Origin of the sequence: Bacteroides sp. 1_1_30 (assembly GCF_020982715.1) — a bacterium.
Lineage (GTDB): Bacteria > Bacteroidota > Bacteroidia > Bacteroidales > Bacteroidaceae > Bacteroides > Bacteroides xylanisolvens.
This window is the reverse complement of the sequence record NZ_JAJKHN010000078.1, coordinates 1-22348: the sequence shown is the minus strand read 5'-3', so window position 1 is coordinate 22348 and position 22348 is coordinate 1. Positions and strand designations below refer to the sequence as shown.

General features: G+C 46.8%; 12 protein-coding genes. 6 read left to right on the top strand and 6 right to left on the bottom strand.

Annotated elements, in window-relative coordinates; genetic code table 11:
- Positions 1 to 60 precede the first annotated feature (60 nt).
- From LPH68_RS19950 to LPH68_RS19930, 5 genes are all read right to left on the bottom strand, one after another.
- Positions 61 to 1956 (bottom strand): alpha-L-fucosidase, encoded by a 1896-nt coding sequence (locus tag LPH68_RS19950; protein WP_004322894.1) that lies wholly within the window; start codon positions 1954 to 1956, stop codon positions 61 to 63.
- A 41-nt stretch (positions 1957 to 1997) separates the two neighbouring features.
- Positions 1998 to 4376 carry a glycoside hydrolase N-terminal domain-containing protein gene (locus LPH68_RS19945; RefSeq protein ID WP_008023581.1) on the bottom strand — a complete coding sequence of 793 codons (2379 nt, stop codon included), beginning with the start codon at positions 4374 to 4376 and terminating at the stop codon, positions 1998 to 2000.
- Between the two features lie 31 nt (positions 4377 to 4407).
- On the bottom strand, positions 4408 to 5841 hold the full coding sequence (locus LPH68_RS19940; RefSeq protein WP_004322896.1) for an alpha-L-fucosidase: 1434 nt from the start codon (positions 5839 to 5841) through the stop codon (positions 4408 to 4410).
- 8 nt (positions 5842 to 5849) lie between these two features.
- The gene (locus LPH68_RS19935) at positions 5850 to 7610 is read right to left on the bottom strand and encodes a hypothetical protein (RefSeq protein ID WP_004322897.1); all 1761 of its coding nucleotides are present in this window, start codon (positions 7608 to 7610) and stop codon (positions 5850 to 5852) included.
- A gap of 172 nt (positions 7611 to 7782) precedes the next feature.
- Entirely contained in the window at positions 7783 to 11892 is a 4110-nt protein-coding gene (locus tag LPH68_RS19930) for a two-component regulator propeller domain-containing protein (protein ID WP_230297101.1), read from the bottom strand.
- A 300-nt stretch (positions 11893 to 12192) separates the two neighbouring features.
- Between LPH68_RS19930 and LPH68_RS19925 the strand changes: the two genes are divergently transcribed.
- Genes LPH68_RS19925 through LPH68_RS19905 form a run of 5 tightly spaced genes read left to right on the top strand, consistent with a single transcriptional unit; the run spans position 12193 to position 20528 of the window.
- Entirely contained in the window at positions 12193 to 15354 is a 3162-nt protein-coding gene (locus LPH68_RS19925) for a TonB-dependent receptor (protein WP_270293264.1), read from the top strand.
- A 13-nt stretch (positions 15355 to 15367) separates the two neighbouring features.
- Entirely contained in the window at positions 15368 to 16912 is a 1545-nt protein-coding gene (locus LPH68_RS19920; RefSeq protein WP_004322900.1) for a RagB/SusD family nutrient uptake outer membrane protein, read from the top strand.
- Between the two features lie 42 nt (positions 16913 to 16954).
- Complete coding sequence (locus tag LPH68_RS19915) at positions 16955 to 18397, top strand: IPT/TIG domain-containing protein (RefSeq protein WP_225451417.1); 1443 nt, start codon at positions 16955 to 16957, stop codon at positions 18395 to 18397.
- Between the two features lie 20 nt (positions 18398 to 18417).
- Positions 18418 to 19707 carry an IPT/TIG domain-containing protein gene (locus LPH68_RS19910; RefSeq protein ID WP_087318226.1) on the top strand — a complete coding sequence of 430 codons (1290 nt, stop codon included), beginning with the start codon at positions 18418 to 18420 and terminating at the stop codon, positions 19705 to 19707.
- Positions 19708 to 19751: 44 nt separating this feature from the next.
- Positions 19752 to 20528, top strand: a complete 777-nt coding sequence (locus tag LPH68_RS19905) for a hypothetical protein (protein ID WP_004322903.1) — start codon at positions 19752 to 19754, stop codon at positions 20526 to 20528.
- 64 nt (positions 20529 to 20592) lie between these two features.
- Here the strand turns inward: LPH68_RS19905 and LPH68_RS19900 are convergent, their stop codons facing one another.
- Entirely contained in the window at positions 20593 to 21555 is a 963-nt protein-coding gene (locus tag LPH68_RS19900; RefSeq protein WP_225450084.1) for a polysaccharide lyase, read from the bottom strand.
- A 218-nt stretch (positions 21556 to 21773) separates the two neighbouring features.
- On the opposite strand from LPH68_RS19900, the gene LPH68_RS19895 reads away from it, so the two are divergent.
- Positions 21774 to 22348 (top strand): sulfatase-like hydrolase/transferase (locus tag LPH68_RS19895; RefSeq protein ID WP_230297100.1); only part of this gene is annotated, 575 nt, incomplete at its 3' end.

Genomic DNA, 22348 nt, shown 5'->3' with positions numbered 1-22348 from the left:
AGCGTTATTCAATGTATTTGCTATTTCGAAGTTATTGCGATACAGAGATTACTGCCATGCTTACTCTTTTTCAAGCCGTACGGCAATAGGAGTCATGTATTGGCTTCCCTGGTATTGTTTTCCTTTCAGGCTGCATTCAAAACTACCTTTCGGCAGCTTCACTTTTCCCAGACGTAGACTGTTGGTCCCTTTCTGTTCGGGATAAGTGGAGTAGTTCGCTTCCAGTTTCTGTCCGGCTATCTCTACCACGACTGTTCCCGTATCATTCTTTCCCTGCGTGTTGTAGTCCAGATAAACAGTATATTCGACAGGTGCGCTTGACCGTAAGTTCCATTTCATCCACTGATTCGTATTTTTCCATTTGGTAACGTAGTTGCGGTTCGGTTTGCCGTCACCGTATCCCAATCCACGCCCTTGCAGTTCGGAATCGAATGTATAGAGCGTATTGCTCTGTTTGTGGTCGATAAGACGGATGGGATTCGGCACTTTCCGGTTGTTCAGTACCAGTGCGATGACGGAATTCATGCTGTCCGGCGCATTGGCGGGCAAGGTCAGTTCGTAATCATCCGCGTTTAAGCGCTTGAATCTTATCGCCGCCTTCTTGTCGGCAACGAGCCATCCTTTTCCGATGTCGGAACGGAGTCCGCCGATAATCAGTTTTCCATCGGCTGGCCAATGAAATACGTGTGCATACAGCGTATCTCCTTTCAGTGTCGTTACGCCCCACGGCTGTATAGGCAGATTGGTGCGTTGTGCTCCATAGATACTTTCTCCGTTCACCTTCAACCACTGTCCTATGCCCTGAAACACTTCGATGTCTCTCTTGTCCCATCGGCCATTGCCCATCGGACCTACGTTCATCAGTATATTACCCCCTTTCGAAGTGGCGCTGGGTAATAATTGTACAAAGAATGAAACAGGTTTGCGCACTGTATCCACTACGCTGTATCCATAAGACTCGTTGGTAGTGGGAATAGATTCCCATGCCCCTTCGGTGGGGAAAAAGAAGGCGGAACGGTCGCCCGTATTGCGGTAATCACCTATATTATTAGAGCCAAAACGTGCTAGTCGTCCGTTTACGACGATTTTGTTTTGTGGGTCCGCTTGGCGGATAGCTTCCAGTATGCGGATATTGAGATAGAGCGGAAGCTTCTGCGGAGTATCGAACCATAAGATGTCGGGGTCGTACTTTCTGATAAGTTCCTGTATTTGCGGAATGGATTTCTCGTTTACATATTTCTCGGCATTAGCGAGAAAGTCTTTACGTTCCAGCCACCAGTTCTTGCCGCCCACAAGTTTATCTCCACCGGGATTCGTGGGATAATCCCAATCGTTTCCCGGAGCGTCCGGGTGTTCCCAGTCAAAAGCGTGCGAATAATAGAAACCGAACTTGATGCCATATTTCTTAGCGGCTCTGCTCAATGCTTCCATCGGATCTTTCTGAAATTTGGAAAGGCGAATATCGTAGGGATAAGCATCGGATGGATACATGGCGAATCCGTCGTGATGCTTGGCAGTAATGACGAAATATCTCATGCCTGCTTCCGATGCATGGCGCATCCACTCCTCGGCATCAAATTCAGTAGGATTGAAAGGAAGTATCAGTTCTTTTTTGTACTCTTCCAGGGGGATGCGGGCTTTTCGCATCAGGTGTTCGGTATAGCCGCTCTGCATCTTGTTTTTCCAAAGACCCGCGGGTACGGAGTAAGGGCCCCAATGGATGAAGCAACCGAATTTGGCTTCGTTATACCACGACATTCGTTGCTCCTTATTCTTTTGAGAGGCTGTCCACCAACCGTCGTAGGCTTTGCGAAGCTCGTCTTTGTCTTGTTGCAATTGCAGGTTGCGGGGGATTTCGAGCCCTTGTTCGTCGCCACTCTGCGCCCATATAGCGAGGGGAGAAGCACTCATTGCCATGCAGCAGGCAATCGTTATGGTTTGATAATAGTTTCTCATGATTGTTCTCTCTTTTATTAAACTTGATAAGCAGTCTTTTTTTATTTCACTTGATACGTCTTTCCCTTTTCCGTTTCAATCACTTCTTCGTGGGGTGAGGTCGCTTCGCGTATCCGGCAGGTTCCTCCCGAATGGGAAGTAACGGACAGCCGGGTAATCCTGCTTTCTTTCCATTCCATGTCGATGGTGAATCCGCCTCTGGCGCGGACGCCTTTGATACTTCCGCTTTGCCAGTTGTCCGGCAGGGCAGGTAGCAGGTGTATGTATCCCGCATGGCTTTGCAGCAGCATTTCCGTAATGCCTGCCGTTCCTCCGAAGTTTCCGTCAATCTGGAAAGGGGGATGGGCATCGAAGAGATTGGCGTATGTACCCCCTCCACGGACGCTGACTTGGGTGGCATCTACGTATCTCAATCCGTTTTTCAGTATCCCGAAAGCATGATTACCGTCGCGCAGACGTGCCCAGAAGTTAATTTTCCATGCCATAGCCCAGCCTGTGCCGCCGTCTCCGCGGATTTCGAGTGTCCGTTGGCAGGCGGCTGCCAGTTCCGGCTGCTGTTCGGGGATAATCTGTCGTCCGGGGTGCAGGGCGAACAGATGGGATACATGGCGATGGTTAGGGTCTGTCTCTTCAAACTCTTTATCCCATTCGAGTAGTTGTCCTTTTGAACCGATGCGGAACGGTTGCAGGTTGGCGCGTACATCCATGCACTGCTGGCGAAATGCTTTGTCCGTATCCAGCACCGTACTTGCTTCGATGCAGTTGGTCAGTAAGTCCCATGCCAGACCGAGATCCATACCGGATGAACGGCTGATCTCTCCGTTCTGTTTCTTTCCTTCCTTGTCGATATAGCGGAAGCGATTCTCGGGTGAAGTGGATGGGTTGGTAATCCAGTAGCCTGTTTCCGGATCTTTTTGCAGCCATTGCAGCAGGAATTCGGCTGCGCCTTTCATCAGGGGATAAGCCGTTTTGGACAAGTATTTTTTATCGCCGCCGAAGGCATAGTGTTCCCATAGATGCTGACAGAGCCATACGCCTGCCATTGGCCAGCACGACCATCGAGGTGCGCCTTTCGGATCGGAATCATAGCCTCCGGTCGGAGCGGTTTGTGCCCAGACGTCCGAGTTATGGTGGGCCAGCCATCCGCGATTGATGCCATAGTTAACTTTGGCCGTTTGTGCGCCATTGACAGCCAGGCGGCCGATGAAATCGGACAATGGCAGGAAGCATTCCGGAAGATTGGTTATTTCCGCCGGCCAGTAATTCATCTCAGTATTAATGTTGGTCGTATAATTCGATCCCCAAGGCGGTTGAACGTGCCGGTTCCAGATGCCTTGCAGATTGGCGGGCAGCCCGCCCGGGCGGGAAGAGGCAATCAGCAGGTAACGACCGTATTGATAGTAGAGTTCCGTCAATCCGTTGTCAGTGGGGTCTTGTTCGAAGCTTTTTAAACGTTCGTTGGTGGGGAGTGCTTCTTTTTGCAGATTCTCTGTGCCCAGTGATAGTTGCAGGCGGTTGAAGAGTTGCTGATGGTCATCCGTGTGTCGTTGCAGTAATTCCTGATAGGGACGCTTGCATTTTTTGAGTGTCATTTTCTTATTCCCGAAATCGGTGACGGCAGAGAGTAGCAGCACTACTTCATTTGCATTGCGAACGGTCAGTGCAGAGTCGTTTGCCTCACAGTGACCGCCATCCGGCAGCAGTTCCACTTGCACTTTGAATTGTGTCCCCCGTTTGTCATCGTATACCACCTGATGTGGGTCGTAGTCACGATTGGCAACATAGGCGGGGGCTTTGCCGTTCAGGATCAGTGTCTTTTCCCCTTTTGTCTGCACGGTATAGCGCAGCAGGCTGTTCAAGCGAATATGGAGCGATACCGCCTGGGGACGGTCTGCGGCTATTTTTATGACCATCACCTGGTCCGGATAGGAGATAAAGGAAGTGCGGCGGTATTTCACTCCGTCCGCTTCGTAGGTGACGGTAGACAGTGCGTTCGATATGTTGAGTTCACGATACAGATTCCGGGCTTCCCCCCGCGTCAGTTGGTCGAGCATCAGGTTTGCCATAGGCAGGTAACGGGCTGTATACGGACCTTGTGCATTGGCTTTCCAGAGTTCGCTTGCCTTGGCATAGTCTCCGCGGTCGACAGCTTCCCGTACCTGTGGCAACGCGTTCGCGGCTTTGGGGTTGTTCCAGTCCTGCGGATAGCCCGACCAGATCGATTCTTCGTTCAGTTGATATACTTCCTGTAGCGGGTTGCCATATACCATCGCTCCGATACGTCCGTTACCGATAGGAAGAGCTTCTTCCCATACGGTAGCCGGAGCGTTATACCAAAGCTTGTATTCTTTTCCAAACGTTAATGTCGTGGAAAGGAATATACATCCTGAAAACCATATACTTCGTACCTTCATATTCATCGTCTGCTATTTTTTATTCGTCCGTAGATTCTCATTCGTCAGCTATTTCGAATGCTTTCGCGGTGTTGGATATTAATTGGATTGCGGGCAGTTTCTCTTTCAATTCCAGTCTGACAACCGTAGCTATCTTGTCAGGAGCCTGCGTGGGAACTTGTATCGTAATGCCGCCGGGCGTTTTAGTAAATTTCAGTTTCGTACCGTCGGCCAGCAGCATTGCTTCCTTCACTGTATATTTCGTGTCGAATGCCAGTTTGCCGTCTTCCGGCCATTGAAAGACGGAGAGATAATATACGGAGTTCTTCTTTTCGTCTTTCCGGATACATTCGCCCCAGGGAGGAAATATTTCGCTGCGCTGTGTTGCGTAAATCGCTTCACCGTTCACCCGCATCCATTCGCCTACTTTTCTCAGGCAGTCCAGTGCGGGAGCAGGCACAACACCTGTCGGGTCGGGGCCGACGTTGAGCAGGTAGTTGCCGCCACGGGCGGCAATGGTATTGAGATTACGGATAATTGTTTCCGCACTTTTCCAGTTCTTCTCCCAGCTTTTGTATCCCCAGGAGCTGCCGATATTCATACACGTCTCCCAGTCTACGCGTTCGATGTCCTTTGCGTGGGGGATACGTCCTTCGGGAGTCTTATAGTCGCCGGGAAAATCGGGACGGCGCAACCGGTCGTTGGTAATTACCTGCGGATACTTTGCGAGTTCGGCAGTGATTTCCGCCGCTGTCTCTTTGCTGATACGGTGCGGGGTATCCCACCACATGACGGCTACGTCACCATAATTCGTCAGTAGTTCTTTGATTTGCGGGATGGCTACCTTTCTGAAATAATCATCCAGAGAGGCGGAACGTTGCAGGCAATCCCAACCTCCCAGATTCTCTTGGGTAAAATTGTCGATGGCTACCGAATCAGGGTTTGCCCATCCTTCTTTCATTTCTTTGCGGATAGTGCCGCCGCCGGGGTTGCACCAGTCCTGTGTCTGGGAATAATAAAATCCCAGTTTTATATGGTGCTTACGGCAGGCTTTTGCCAGTTCGTCTACGATATCACGTTTGAACGGGGTGTAGTCTACGATATTGAATTCGCTGGCATTGCTTTTGAACATCGCGAATCCGTCATGGTGTTTGGTGGTGAATATGATATACTTCATACCTGCATTTTTGGCAGTCAGCACCAGTTCCTCGGCATTGAAGTCCACGGGATTGAAGGTGCAGGCTTTCGCACGATATTCACGTACAGGTATTTTGCAACGGTTCATAATCCATTCCGCACCGCCTCGTCTTTGGTTGAATCCGTTGTATACGCCGCCGTACAGGCAGTAAGGTCCCCAGTGCACGAACATGCCGAATTTGGCATTGCGCCACCAGGCCATTTTCTCGTTATGTTCAAGCTTTTTGGGCAGAGGTTGCGCAAAAACGGTTGCGGAGAGAGTTAGGGTGAGTATGATTGATAGAATCTTCTTCATGGTTATCTTTATCGGTTGAAATATTTATTGTACTGTGGTTCGTCCATTACTTTCTTGAGTGCCGACTTTCCAAGGCGGTCACGTAACTGATAGTAATACAGGCTCGAAGGAACCACTGTTCCGGCTGTCTGCTCGGTCCATCCGGTTCCGTTTATCGGTTGGTCTTTATATTTCATATCTATCATCGAAGTGTTGACGATGCTGTTGAAGGTCGATTTCGCACCGGACCGGGCTTCTTTGCTATTGTCTACTTCTGTGGCTTGCAGTCCGATGGCAAAGTTCTGTGCCGTAGGCGGCTGCATGACCAAAATCAGCGGGGCGGCACAATTCCAGAATACCATTTGCGCGCCAGCCCATCCGTGTCCCGAACCCATCGATCCCCGGTTGGCTGCCATGAGTGATGCGCTCGGACCTTTCAATACTATATTGTCCCATAAGCATCCGGCCGACCAGCGGTGATGCGGTTCGCTGGAAGCAAAGGTCATTTCACCATAACCGTCTACAAAAGCGTTTGGCCCGGGAGTAGTGGCCCCCAATACAAATTCGTGACGGTGATGGCTGGAGTAGCAACGTTGGAACAGACACATTTGTCCGCCGTTGATGTGGTAAGCATACCGTCTTCCTCCGGTAATCTGCGAGATGGGGTTGATGGCGGAAAGGTCTTGTCCCGTGATATATTTGGTGGCAGAAGTGGTAGTCACACAACAGTCAAAATGCTCTACGCTGACATTGCGTACCCATGCATTCTCGACCGTCCGGAGAGCAACGAATGTATTGGCATGGTTCTCGTCGCAGCAGTATTCGCCTATGCCCCGATAGCTCTTTTTAACCGACTCATCATAGATGCACATGCCGTACAGATTCTCTACGCCACATTGTGTGAAGCGTTTGTCATACCTGTATTTATAGATGGTTCCTCCACCGAACTCCTTCTGCAAAGCGTTCGTCAACGGGATATCCAGTGTGATTTCGTCTTTTTTCACTGATACAATTTTCCGTTCGAACGTCAGATCCTTGCTCCCCGGTTTCCATTGGATCGTTCCGTTCATGTCCGTATCTTTTCCTTCGCGGCGGAAACGTTCGAAAGCCTCCCATGTAGTTTCTCCTTTGCGGGGGCGGGGGGCGATGGAATCCATGCCGATGGTCTGAATCCACGCTGCCGTACTGGGGCGTCGGACAATTACGTCGTCGCCAGTACGAAAATGTTTATCCGCATTCTTCACATGGAGGATACGTGTGCCCGAAGGAACATATTTGTCGATAATTTCCTGTACATCGTTGGTGTTGTATTTGGCTTTTCCGTTAAAGCCGACCTCTATGACATTGTATTTCCTGGGAGAGGTGGCAATGAGTACCGTTCCGCTCTCCTTATTATTCCCTTCGCCGCGAAGCACAATGCCGCTTGCTGTAATCCGGATAGGGCTTGCTATATGATATACGCCTTTTCTGAGCAGGATGCATCCCCTGAATCCATCTTCATCCGGTTGCAATTTTGCTACTTTGTCTATTACGGCCTGTATAAAAGGGGTATCGTCCTCTTTGTTGGGCGAAGGACTGATAGAGGCGGTTACCTTTATATGGGGAATGGCCACTCCACCGCCCTTATAACCGCAGAAAGAGAAATCGGGGAGTAAATCTCCTTTGTCTGTATACGAATGATAAGAGAGCTTTCCCTTCTCATTGATTGATATCAACTTACTTTGTGCACTCGCCATGAAGCAGAGCACAAGTGATGAAGCGATAATGAATGTTACTTTCTTGATGTCCATAGTATTTCCAGCTTTTCGATTTCAAAGTTATCGCATCTTGAGGAAAATTGATTATAAAGGTAAGTCTAATACTTATAAAAACGCCCCTTCCATCGAAAATACCTCATTTTACAAATGAATGACGGAATATTACAAATCTATCGTTTGCCGTGAACACCGTGTCTACAAGGTTTTATTCTCTTTCGCCCTCCGACCTGTTCTTAAACTCCGACGGAGATACTCCGTACAGTGTTTTGAAACTGTTAGAGAAGTAAGCCAGGCTATTATAACCTACGGCACAATATACTTCCGTTATCGACATATCCGTTTCTTTTAGCATCTTGGCGGCTGTCTCCAACCGGAAATTACGGATAAACTCATTGGGAGAGTATCCGGTGATTTGCTTAATCTTGCGGTAAAGGTTCGATTTGCTTAGTCCGAGTTCTTTGCAGAAGGCATCCAGGTTTAAGTCCGAATTGGCGATATTCTGTTGCAGAGTGGCATATAGCTTTTGCATAAACTTCTCATCGACGGAAGTCACGTCGACACCGAGTGATTCGAGTGAGAAGTTTTTGCTATACAGCTCTTTCAGTTTCTCGCGGCTTTGGATCAGGTTGTCTACTCTGATTTTCAGGATGGAGGCGTCGAAAGGTTTTGTGATATATTCGTCAGCACCTGCTGCATATCCTTCTTTGATATCGTCCGTGCCAGTCTTTGCCGTCACCATAATAATCGGGATATGGCTGGTATTCATATCCTTCTTCAACCGACGGATCAGTTCGATACCATTCATCTTGGGCATCATCAGGTCGGTGATAATCAGGTTGGGAAGCAGATAGACCGCTTTGGCAAGAGCGTCTTCGCCGTTTGTCACGCCCACTACATTGTATCTATCCGCCAGGCAGGAACAGATATAATTGTTCAGGTCGCGATTGTCCTCCACTACCAGAATCGTAGCTTGCTTTCTGGAGGAATTGTCCGGTTCGTAAGCGGCGTCCGGAAGCTCAACGCTGAAAGATACGGCTTTATCTTCGGCCGATTCGATTATCATTTCGGGAGCGAAAAGACTTTTGTCGACCGGCAGTACAAATTTGAATACTGCACCGGAGCTTGATAAGCCTACACCGGACATATTCGCTCCGGTTGCGTTTTCTGCCCACACCACTCCGTGATGCATCTCTATAATTGCCTTGCTGAGGCTTAGTCCGATGCCGGTTCCCGATTTGGAATGTTCGTTCTGAGCCACTTGGTAGAATGGTTGGAAGATCTTCTCCAATTCATCGGGAGCAATGCCGACACCATTGTCCTGGATGGAAATGGTGAGATATCGTATCTCCGTATTCTTATATTTATTCAGTTTGGCAGGCAGGAAGAAAGTAAGTTCGGAATAGGGCTTGACGTCCAGTTCTACGGATACGGTTCCCCCGTCCGGCACATTCTTGAAGGCATTGGAGAGGAAGTTGAAATAGACTTTCTCCAACAAATTCCAGTCGAACCATACAGGTTGGCAGTCGATGGAATGTTTGAACTTCAGATGAATGTTCCGATATAATGCTAAGTCCTGGAAAGAAGAGACAGCTTCGTGCGTGAATTTTATCATGTCGTTCTCGGAGACTTGCAGTTTCATGGTTCCGCTTTCGTTCTTTTGCAGGTCCATCAGATTGTTGACAATGCGGAGCAGGCGCTGGGCGTTGCGTAGCATCAGTTTCACTTTATAATGAATATCATCCGTCAGGTCGGTGCGTTTTACGAACTCTTCCAACGGAGCCATAATCAACGTAAGCGGTGTCCGCAGTTCGTGCGAGAAATTGGTGAAGAGACGATTGCGTTCCTGATAATATTCTTCGTGAACTTCCGCTTCCATCTGTTTGAGACGGATGTTGTTTTGCAGACGTTTCTTTTCGGTGAAATAGCGGATAATGAAAGCGATAAGAGCAATAGCCACCACTGCATAGAAGAGGTAAGCCCACCAGGTCTTCCATAGCGGGGGAAGAACCACGATTTCCAATGTCGTGCCTTCTTCGTTCCAGATGCCGTCATTGTTGGAGCCTTTCACTACGAATTTGTAAGTGCCCGACGGGATATTGGTATAATAGGCGGTACGGCGGTTGCCTACTTCATTCCAGTCATGGTCGAAGCCTTCCAGCTTGTAGGCATATTGGTTCTTGTTGTTGAAGATATAATTCAGTGCGCAATATTCGATGGTGATATTGGTCTGATTGTATTTCAGTACGATTTTCTTTTGGGTGGAGATGTTCTCTTTCAGGATGTCGCCTTCATCGCCGGCTTGTATGAGGCAGTTGTTGATATGCAGTTTGTCGAGGATGATGGGCGGGACATTCGGATTGGTGATGATGTCGTTGGGATTGAACAGTGTGAAGCCGTTGTTTCCGGCAAAGAAGATGCGGTTGCCCGATAGGTGCAGGCCGGCGCATGGAGAAAACTCCTGCACACGTATGCCGCTTTCCTTATTATAATTGGTAATGCCGCGGGTACGCAAGTCGAGGTTGGATATCCCGTTCAGTGTGCTGAGCCAAAGGGTGTTATCGTTCCCTTCTACGATTTTGCAGATCTGGTTGTTCATTAATCCGTTTTTCTCGTTGTAGGTGGTGAACTGTCCGGTGGAAAGAACAAGCTCACTCAAACCACCGTCGATGCTGCTGATCCATATCCTTCCGGAATGATCTTTCAGTATGCTGCTGATATATTGGGCGGCGAGGCCGTTTGTCTCGTTGTAGGAGAGCAGCGTGTGGTTGATCTTGTCATAACAGAACAGTCCGTTGTTCTTCGTACCGATTAGGAAAATATCGTTGTCGACCTCACATACACAAATCACATGAGAGAAGTGGACACTGCCTTTCCCTTTGACGGGAAATTCAGTTTGTATGCTTCGTTGTCCGTCGTCGGAGATGAATACCAAGCCTTCCGTCACACTGATAGCACCGATAATCACTTCTCCGGCGCGGCTTCGGCTGATATGGTAAATCGGTCGCCGGTCGGTAGTCTGGTAGAACAGGGAGAATTGACGGGTATTCAAGTTGAATTCATATACTTCACCTTGGCTCGTCCCGCACAGGATGCGGTCACCGTCCAGATAGACAGTCTTGAAGATATTTTTCACCGAACCGTCAGCCTTGTGAGGTAGGGTATATTGCCGGAAGGATTGTTGAGCAAGGTCGAAGGCAATCAGTCCGCCGCCTTCCGAACTGATATAGAGTGTTCCGTCATATTCGACGGCGGGGCCCAGAATGCCCAGATTGGCGTTCAGGATGGTGGCGGGATTGTAAAAGTCGAACAGGTGGCCGTAAGGATTGTAGTAATCAACTCCACCGGCATAGGTTCCGATCCAGATGGTTTGCATCCGGTCGAAGAGTATGCTGTACACCGAATGATGGCTCAGACTGCCCTGTGCTCCGTGTTTGTAAGAAGCGATGCGGCTCGTCACAGGATTAACGATATTCAGTCCGTCGAAAGTACCTATCCACATTTCTCCTGCAGGAGATTCTTTGATGCAACGGATATCGTTGTTGGACAGTCCGTTGGCGGTATTGTAATATATCACTTCCGATAAGTCATGCCTGATGACGCAAACTCCGTCTTTGTAGGTTCCTATCCAGATGTTATCTTTCTTGTCGATATATACATCTTTAATATAATTGGAGGGGATAGGCAGCGTCTTCGAATCTTTGCGGTACGAACGGACCACCCGGTTCTTCCGTGGATCGTATATCACCAGTCCGCTCATACTCGAAGCGATATAGAGAAGGTCGTCTTTCTCGATGATAGTACTTATGGAGTTGTTCGCCAGTTCTTTCAGAGGGATCTCCTTCAAGATGTCCTCCTTTGCATCAAAAACATATAAGCCGGAGATGGTTCCCACCCACAACGTGCCTTCCTTATCGGTGAAGAGGGATATGATTTTATTGTTGGCGGCATTAGCTTCAGGGTCGAAGTAATACCGTTTGAACCCGTTTCTGCGTTTATCGAGTTTGTTCAGTCCGTTTTCCGTTCCGAACCAGAGGTTGCCTTCCGCATCTTCGGTGATGCAGGCGATGGTATTGTTGCTGATACTGCATTCGTCGTCGGCATGATTCCAGAAAGTTTCGAAGTTATTGCCGTTGAACTTGTTCAGTCCGTTGCGGGTGCCGAACCACATATATCCCAGCCGGTCCTGGTAGATACAAGTGACATGAAGCTGTGATAGTCCGTTTTGGACTGATAAATTGGAAAAATGGTATCGTTGATTTGCGAAAATGATTTGTGGAAGGATAAAAACCAGCAAAATACATATCAGCTTCTTCATAAATGAACTATATTTGGGGTGTATGCTTTTCGTCTAGCAAAAATAATAAAAAAAGGGCAAAAGCAGGGCTTAACAAACTCATTTTATAGTATCAACACATCTATGGGCTATTTTTACAAGCTTTGGAAGGATTATTGCAAATGGAGAATCTTCCCTACAACTCTTTGACGGATTCTGTAAATGCCTTCTATCTTGTTATCACTATTTTTGTAACTGGAAGAATGAACCGAAAAACTTTCTCCGGCCGGGAAAGAATCGTTTTTGTTTTTCCGCGAACGTAAATATGAAAAACATTGTAATATGAAAAGAATTCCTATCTTTTTGATAAGTACCCTCTTCATGGTATTTATAGTTGGAACTCCCGCTTTGGCTTTTTCGCCCGGTTTGGACGAGGCGCAACAGAACACAGTTGTCGGCGGAGTTGTAGTCGATAAGAATAACGAGCCTCTCATCGGGGTATCGGTTATGGTGGAAGGGTCTTCCGGCGGAACGATCACGAATATGGATGGTAAGTTCTCCATCAGCCTGCCGAAGAACAAAACATCATTGAAATTCTCCTATGTAGGTTTCGCCACCCAGACAGTTTCGGTAAAGAACAAGAAAGAGGTACGCGTAGTGATGCACGAAGATTTGCAGCAACTGGACGAAGTAGTTGTGGTGGGCTATGGTGTGCAGCAGAAATCTCATTTGTCCGGTTCGGTGACAAAAGTCAATATGGACGGTATCGAAGACGTTCCTACCCCTCGTCTGGATCAGGCGCTGTTGGGTAAGGTGGCCGGTGTGCAGATTCTGAACACCACTTCCGAGGTGGGAGCCGATCCGGATATATCCATTCGAGGTACTTCTTCATTCAGTGCCAGCAGCAATCCACTGATTATCGTCGACGGCTTCCCGGTGAGCGACGGTCTTGAATCGCTCAATCCGAGTGATGTGGAAAGCATCGAGGTACTGAAAGATGCCGCATCGGCGGCTATCTACGGTTCGCGTGCAGCCAACGGTGTTATCATGATTACAACTAAAGGCGGCGTTATCAGCAAACCTAAATATTCGGTGAAAGCCAAGTGGGGCGTAAAGTCGAACTATAAGTTGCATTCCGTGCTGAGCACGAAAGAATATCTGGATTTACGCATCAGGGAACATAATTTGTTGGGTACATCATTGTCTTCACAAGAGATGGCGTATGCAGCTATCAATAATAATACGGACTGGCAGCAGGAAGCCTTCAACGACAATGCTTACTATTATAATGTAGACTTCTCCGTCAGTGGTGGTAGCAGTGGTATCCGGTATTATATTTCCGGTGCTTATAACAGCGACGAGGGCATGATGCTGAAGAACTATTATAAAAGGTATAATGTAAAAGCGAGAATAGACGCCGATTTGTCCAAGCGCGTGACGGTAGGTATAAACATCGCTCCTTCCTATACCGAATCCGAACGTCCGGCAACCAACTTTACGGACTTTGTGAGAACCCCTTCCTGGATGCCGGTGAAGCATACCGAAGAGACATCCGCCATTACAGGTGTTCCGGTAGGAGAATATACGAGAGGTTCGCATTTTAATGGTAAGACCTATACAACTATTGATCCGCAGACGGGGCTGGAAAAGACCGTGACAGCTACCCCGTGGGGATCGACGAACAACAATCCCCGTGGAATTATCGATAATGTTTTTAGTCCGAAAGGGCAATACCGTATGCAATTGCAGGGATATATCGATATCAAGTTACTGAAAGAATTGCGTTTCCGCTCTTCCAATAGTTTCAATTTCAACTTTACTGAGACGGATACTTATCAGAATGTAGGGGCGAAAAGTGCAGGTGATTCCAATCGTGGATATTATACCTCCAGCAAGTCTATCAACCTGGCGTCGGAGAATACATTGAATTACAGTAAGAAGTTCAAAGGTATTCATCAGTTGGATGGGCTGCTGGGAGCCTCTGTCTATAAATATACGAATAAGAGGACGGGGATTCTGGGATTCGATTTTCCTACCGATTACATTCATTACTTGAGTGCGGCAGGAAGAATAGACCAGTACGAAGGTACCACCCTGCGTACCGGCACATGGAAGAATGACAATGCGATGGTTTCTTATTTCAGCCGTGTCAATTATGCATTGAAAGACCGCTATCTGTTGTCAGTGAGTTTGCGTACGGATGGAAGCTCCAAATTCGGTAAAGATAATAAATGGGGATGGTTCCCCTCCGTATCGGCAGGATGGAGAATCTCGGAAGAATCATTCATCAAAGAACGGGCGAAGTGGCTGAATCAGTTGAAACTGCGATTGAGCTACGGTGTGACGGGTACGGATGCTATCGAAAGCTATGCTAATACGGACCTGCTCGATTCGGCAGGTTATATCCTTGGCGAGGGCAACGGTTCGGTTGTCTCCGGACTGGCCAACAACTCCGCTTCTCTGGGCAACCGGGCCTTGCAGTGGGAACAAACCAATCAGGCGAATTTCGGTCTGGATATCTCTCTGCTGAACAATCGCATCGGGCTGACTTTCGACTACTATTACTCTATCACGAAAAGTCTGCTCTATCAGAAAACGGTTAACAGCATCGCCGGATATACACAAGCCTGGACAAATGAGGGTAAACTGAGAAACCGTGGTTTCGAGATGGAACTGACTACTTACAATATCAACAACCGACAATTTAAATGGAGCACTTCTTTCAACCTGTCACTGACGCGCAACAGGCTGCTCGACTTGGGCGGACCGTCCGAACAAGTCACGCCGGGCTCAAATAAAGAATACTACATTGCCCGTGTGGGTGATCCGCTGATCCAGTTCTATGGATTCAAAACAATCGGCGTATGGAAGAGTCAGGAAGAAATAGACAATAATCCGCATCATATCAATGACAAACCGGGAGGATTACGTGTAGCCAATACGAACGGTGATGATGTGATTGACGACAACGACCGTGTGCCTCTCGGCAATCCTTATCCTGACTTTATCTGGGGTATGACGAATACGTTGAAGTATCGCGACTTCGATTTGGCATTCACCCTTCAGGGTCAGGTAGGAGGAAAGGTGTATAACACCGACAATAATTATAATGAGTTCCGTATGTGGAATACGAAGTACGTGGCCAACCGATGGTTGAGCGTCGAATATCCGGGCGATGGAAAAACGCCTTTCCGCGACAACGGAATACAGCATTCACTGACCGACTATCAGATTGAGGATGCCGGATTTATCGCGCTGCGTGATGTCACTCTGGGTTACGACTTGCCGAGGAAGGCGGCACGCAAAGTAGGACTTTCCAAATTGCGGGTTTATGTTTCCGCACAGAACCTTCTGTACCTGTGGTCGGACGGCTATCGCGGTATCAATCCCGAAGCCCGCTATGCAAGCGGAGTATACCGGACGGCTATGGCCAGAAATGCTTTGCAGAGAGGAGCATTCCCTATTCAACGCACCTTCAGTGCTGGTCTGAATATTAACTTTTAAAAAAGAGAGAACCATGAAGAATATACTAATTTATCTACCGGCTTTATTTTTGCTGTTCGGCTGCGAGGATTTCCTGAACAGGGCAGCCTACGACCAGATGGACAGTGAGAACTTCTATCGGAACGCAGAAGAAATCAACGCCGCCGTGATGGCTTGTTACAATGGCATTCACGGAACATTGAACAATGAATTCTTTTTGACCGAGGTCCGTTCGGACAATACCAGGCATGAAGGACAGGGATCGACTACCGGGACTAGTCTGGAGATTGCCAATCTGGACCTTTTCAAGGTGGAGCCTTCCAATACGATCAATAATGCGTATTGGGAAAAGGCTTATCATAACATTGCGAATTGCAATACAGTGCTTGGACATTCGCAGGTGGTGACGAACGTGACGTTGAGAGAACAGTATGATGCCGAAGCCCGCTTTATCCGTGCCTATCATTACTTCAATCTGGTTCGCCTGTATGGACCGTTGTTTCTTGTGACTGAAAGAATCACGGCCGAGGAAGCTAAAAATTATGAGCGGAGTACGGTGGATGCCGTCTATCGGTTGATTATTGACGATCTGGATTATGCTTCCAGAAAACTGCCCGTTAAATATGACAGCAGTAATATCGGACGCGTAGACCAATGGGGAGCAAAGACGCTTCTTGGAAAGGTATATCTGACACTTTCCAAAAATGGAATGGACAAGGAGATGCTTACTCAGGCCAAACTCTTGTTGGAAGATGTGGAGAAGAACAGCGGATACGGACTGGTGACAAGCTCGTATGCGGATGTGTTCAGTATTTCGAATGAGATGAATAAGGAGATGATTTTTGTGTCCCGCTATCTGTCTGGAGGAAACGGACTGGGGTCGCCTTTCGCCAATTATTTCGCTCCGGTGAATAGTGAGAATATGATTTTGACCGGTAGCGGAAACGGCTACAACTGTCCGACGGAGGATTTGATCAGCACCTATAATTCGGAAGCAGGTGAGACTCGGAAAGATGTTATATTGAAGGAGTTCTGGATTGACCAGAAGGGGGCAACGCAATATGTGTCTTATGTGACGAAGTATCTAAGTCCGGTAACGGTGCGTTATGATGCTGAAAACGACTGGCCTATTCTCAGGTTTGCCGATGTGTTGCTAATGTTGGGTGAGATAGAAAATGAATTTAACGGACCCACGCAAAATGCACTCGACTATATCAACGCAACCCGTCTGCGGGCGGGACTGAAGAAGGTCGAAGAGGTGCAGCCCATTACAACCAAGTCGGAATACCGGACAGCGATGGCTAAAGAAAGACGGCTGGAGTTTGCTTTGGAGAACCACCGCTTGTTCGATTTGCTCCGGACGGAACAATTGATAAATGTAATGAGGAAACACTATACGACCGAACAGATGCGCAATAAGAGTACAGGTGCTCTGACCGATTACTATGCGAACGAGAAAACGCCCGTATATGTGAAAGACCCGCTTTTGGAAAACTGGCAATTACTGTTGCCTATTCCCTACAACGTGATTATTACTGCTCCGAACGCTACGCAGAATTCGGGATATTCAGGTGTGTGACAGACCATTTTGCCGTAAATTTAAAAACTTGAAATAATGAATATGAATCGATATATATATACATTAATGGCTGCCGTTGCCCTACTGCTGGGCATTACTGCCTGTAATGAGAAATTGAGCATGTTTGAGGCGAACCAGAATCCGCCCGAAGTGACCGACTTTAGTCCGAAGAACGGAGTGGCAGGAACAGAGATCAGTATCACGGGCGCTAACCTGCAAGAGGTAGACTCCATCAAGATAGGTGGAGTGAAGACGGACGTGAAGTATCGGATTAACCGCTCACTGGTTATTGCCGGAGTGACGAATGAGGTTGTATCGGGCATTATTGAGGTGTTTACTCCTTATGGGAGTATAAAGACCTCAGAAAGCTTTACGATGGAATATGTGATTCCCGAGCTGACCGGTTATGTGAATAAGTCCCGGCCGTATACCGTTGTTGGCCTGACGGGAGAGAACCTGGACATTGTGACGGGCGTACTTTTCGGAACCAAAGAGGCGACGGTTGTCACCCAGACGCGGGAAGAAATAGAAGTGGAAGTACCTTACTTTAAAGATGAGGCGGTGGATATTGTTTTGAATTATCAGTATGGGACGGAGATTCGCCAGGTGAGTACTTCCGGCACGCCTTTCTCACTGGAGCTGGCTTATCCGTCGGTCAGCGACTATCCGAGAATGACTTCCGCCGGCTCTTCGATTGAAATCAAAGGCGTGAATCTTACACAAGTAGACAGTGTGTTCGTGGGTGAATATAAAGCGGAAATCACCAAACGGGCAACCGATGTACTGACCTGTCAGCTGAGTGCGGAATACGAGGTCACAGGCACAAAGAAGATTACTCTTTATTATTATGACGAGACGAAACTGGAAACGGCCGAAGACTGCCAGGTCATTGTCCCCGAAGTATATATCTGGAAAAACATAACCCTTTACGGGCATGGCAGTGAGAATGCGAATCTATTTAGCGGAACAACCGGTAAATATTATAATCCTTGTGAGTTTGCGGATAATAAAGAGATTATCCATTTGTGCGCTACACAAAACAGCGACGGTATGCAGTTGGCAGGGTTCTCCAAAAAGCTGAATATTCATAAATTCAAATGTAACGGCAAGGCGCTCGAAGCCGACGGACTCAATCTGAGATTCCGCAAGCTGCTCGAAACGACTCCGGCAGAGAAAGCATATATGGATAAGATTAAAAATGGAACTTTGGAGAAAATCAGCATCGAGCAGGCGAAAGCTGACGGATTGAATCTGACAGGCAGCACCAAACAGGTAGCCCGTTATAAGCTTTTGGATGACAACTATAACAAGACCAATCTGGAAGGATTTGATATTGGAGGCATCAATTTGCTTTTGGTGTATAGTGATGTGGATGGCAAGAACCTGGTGGCAATAGGTTTTGTGGAACTTGTAGCAGTCCAGATGGAAAGTGTTTCCGACACTAAAGGTTCGATGACCTTGAACTTCTATTTCCAGAAAGATTAATGACTAAATGAAAGGAAGATATGAAAAAGAGTATATTTATTATATTACCGCTGATACTTTGGGCATTTGCCGCATGTGATAACGATGATTCCGAATGGGATAGCGGTAACTTGGGAGTGAACTCCGTAGAAGGGACGTGGCAACGTGTAGGGGCTTATCCGAAAGTGCTTGCCATTTTTGGCAGCGACTATACATCAACTATACAGACATTCGATGTGGATGATAATCTTGTGACCGATTACCCGCAAGGAAAATACCGGGTGGCGGGAGATTCGTTGCTCGTCTATGAACGCGGATTCATCAACCGGTTTGAATTTGATAATGACGAATTGGTGATAACCTACGGCTACAACGCTTCGAGACAAACGACTTACAGATATACCCGGGTGGAACCGGCAGAGCCTGAAGAGCCCGGAGTACCGGAAGATCCGACGGTCACCTCAGAGGATTTTCCTGCCACGGTAACGGAGGGAGAGCTGATTACCATTACCGGTACGCAACTGACATCTATCGAAAAAGTTTTGTTTGGCGAGACGGAAGCGGAAGTCATAAGTCTGGAAAAAGAAACACTGATATTCAAAGTTCCGGTTTTTGAGACTACTGCTACGGTAGCTGTGAAACTGGTTTATGCGAATGGTGAAAAAGAGATAGAATTGTCTCCTGCTTGCCAGGTAACGGTAATGGCATGGCTGTCTTATCCTAATCTTAAACTGGGAGCACATCGTAATTCTACTTTCGGAAGTATGATGATTGCCGACAAGGGCGAAGTGGTAGCTGCTTGTATTCTGACTACCGAGCGAGAAAGAGAAGTAGACTTTGCTACCATCTGCAATAGCTCTATGGATTTTAATCTGCAAAGTCCCGAACGGCTTGGAAAGAATTTGAGAAACTGCTGGTGTGAGGGAAAAAGACTGGAAGGACTGACTTCTTCTTCTGAAGCTGAAGATGTTGAGAGACTCTTCCCAAACTATTACTCCAATAAGACCACATTCCTGATATTGTCGGAAACGGATGAAGCACAGAAAGCTATTATTGATAAAGTGAAGGATGGCAAGATGGTAGAATTATCTACGGATGCATTTGCCGGAATGGATATAAAAAGACGGGATATACGCACGTTTAAAAAGGATGAGACAACAAAAGACGAGTCTATTTTCGAAGTTGGAAGCGTGATCGCCTTCAAAACACCGCATAAGGGGGATAAGATTGGTATCATGCGCATTCTTTCAATCGGTGTGGATTTTACTCAGGACTCTGCCTGGAATAATGAGAATGCAACTATAACTTTTGATTTGTATTATCAGAAATGATCGTTTCAAGTTTTTATGAATATAATTATTAAAATAATAATGTGATGAAAAAAGTAGTATTATCAGTGGCAATCATGTCTTTTGCTCTGTTGGCAAATGCGCAAGTTCTGAAAAAGGATCTCCTGAAAGATTATAAACCAGGTGACCAACTGGAAAAAGCTGTTTATGGTGATAAGAAAGAGCCGATTCGTACCGATTCCTGGAATGGGGCGTTTTCCACTAATCCGCTGGAAGGAGTAGGAAGTCCGTTAGTAGGCAAGGCGCTTTCTTATAAAGGGTATCCGGAAGGAGGATTATCCATAGATATAGGCAACTTTCCGGCTGATATCAAAGGTAGTCGTTTTAGTGTTTATTCTCTTACGGATGTAAATAAGGAATATAGAAAGGGAACCTATTATCTGGCTTTTCTAGCCAACTTCTCCAAGTTGGGAGGTAGCAACTTTGCCGATTTTGTGGCTTTGGATATTAATTATACGGGAGGAGCCAATAGAGGGAAGGTGTTTGTTGCACGCGAAGGTAAGGATAAGATTAAGTTTGGAGTCTCTGTACGCAATATGCGTACAGAGGGAACAGAAACTTATGATTATGACAAAACCCACCTTTTGATATTGAAAGTCGATTACGACAAGAATCAGGCTTCCCTTTTTGTTAATCCGGAATTGAGTAAGAAGGAACCTAAAGCTACGCTTGTTGCCGACGGTGAAGAGAATGATTTGAAGAATGGGTTGAAAGGGATTTCATTCAGATATCGCAGAGGATATAAGGGCAGAGTCGGTAATTTCCGTTTTGCTGATAACTGGGCGACTGCAATTGGTAAATAGAAAATAGAAGATGAGGGAAGTTTGGGCTTCCCCATTTTCATCTAGTCATTTTAGCAGTTTTTTCTTAATCATGCGGTTGCGGATCAGGATTCGTGTTTTTCTCGTATACCTTGAAATCCGCCAGTAGAATATGTTCATCTTTGATTCCGTTGGTTGGACGGTCATTTTCATCCGTCAGGGTTTTGCCGAAACTACGGTATATGCCGAATTTATTGCGGATACTTATTGCTCCCTTCCTCCATAAATCTATGTCATCAAAGGAACGTTGAACAAGTCTTTTCCCGTCACTGAGTCGGCTTAAAGTGATACTAAACGAGCCATTGTGGGTATAGTGCATTTCAGTTTCTACCTGAATCCATTCATCTTCGAAATCTTCCAATGGGAGATTGTCTATTATAGTACCTTTCGTTGTTTCTTCGGTATCTCCGTTATGAATGATTTGTATACGGCGATTACTCCCGTTTCCGTTGCTTCGTGCAGTGATAGTAATTACGGGTGAACCGTTGTTGCCTTCCTGTGCCTTTAGTTGATGTAAATGAGTAAAACTGCCGGACGGACGGAAATCTTTAGGAATCTTGAACTTCCATTTTAGTTGTTGCCATTCATCCCAGTTGCCGTTTAACTTATACCAGGAAGGCGTGGTCTGTGTTTTCATCTCATTGCGTTGGCGGTCTATTAATTTGCCACGGTCTCCATCCAGTGCTTTTTCATTGGCATGAATGGAGAGTTTGAAAATGTATTGTCGAATAAACAAATCATAAATAACTTCTCCGTGCACTCCGTCCTTGTGGTCTAAGGAAGAGCTGTTGGGATGTTCGGAATAGTCCCAACCAATCTTTCGCATATATTGGTGTATTTGAGTGTAGCCGGCTTCTACTAATTCGGCGCTGCCTTGCATACTGCCCTGCAGAACGTAATTGTTGCTTGGGGGAGGAATCACCGGTTCATCAGTGTCCGTATTTTCTGTTTGCGAGCAACTGCATAAAGGGATCAGGAGAGTAACTGTGAAAATTAATAGGTTTTTCATTGTAGATGGTGCCTTTTTGGAATTATTAATTGGATATTTAATGATAACCAAAGGTAGGTGTTTCTGTAGAAACCGGCTTTTTATATTTGCCCAAATATTTGTAATAATCTTCCAAGGAATCGTTGCAGGATGTACATGACTCCCCATTATTAAACATTTGTTCTATATAAATAAACAAGTGGTGGCTAAATTTGCATCGTTATTAACTGCATACTATTATGAAAAACTTAATCTATCTTGTTCCAACATTATCTTTAGTCAGCTGTACCTCTCAGCAAGTGGAAGAAAAGCCGAATGTGATTGTGATTCTTGCCGATGATTTGGGCTTTGGCGATGTCAGTGCTTATGGCTCGACTACGATTCATACTCCGAATATCGATAGCTTGGCTCATGGAGGAGTCTGCTTCACGAACGGATATGCTACTTCGGCAACGTCCACTCCCAGTCGTTATGCGTTGATGACCGGTATGTATCCGTGGAAAAATAAAGAAGCAAAAATTCTGCCGGGAGACGCTCCTCTCATTATCAATGAAAATCAGTTCACCTTGCCGAAGATGATGCAGCAATGCGGTTATGCGACGGGAGCTATCGGAAAGTGGCATTTGGGAATGGGAGACGGAAATGTCAATTGGAATGAAACCGTGAAACCGGGTGCAAAAGAAATCGGTTTCGACTATTCTTGCCTGATTGCAGCAACCAATGACCGTGTCCCGACCGTTTACGTGGAAAACGGCGATGTAGTAGGACTCGATCCGGCCGATCCCATCGAAGTGAGTTACGAGCATAATTTTGA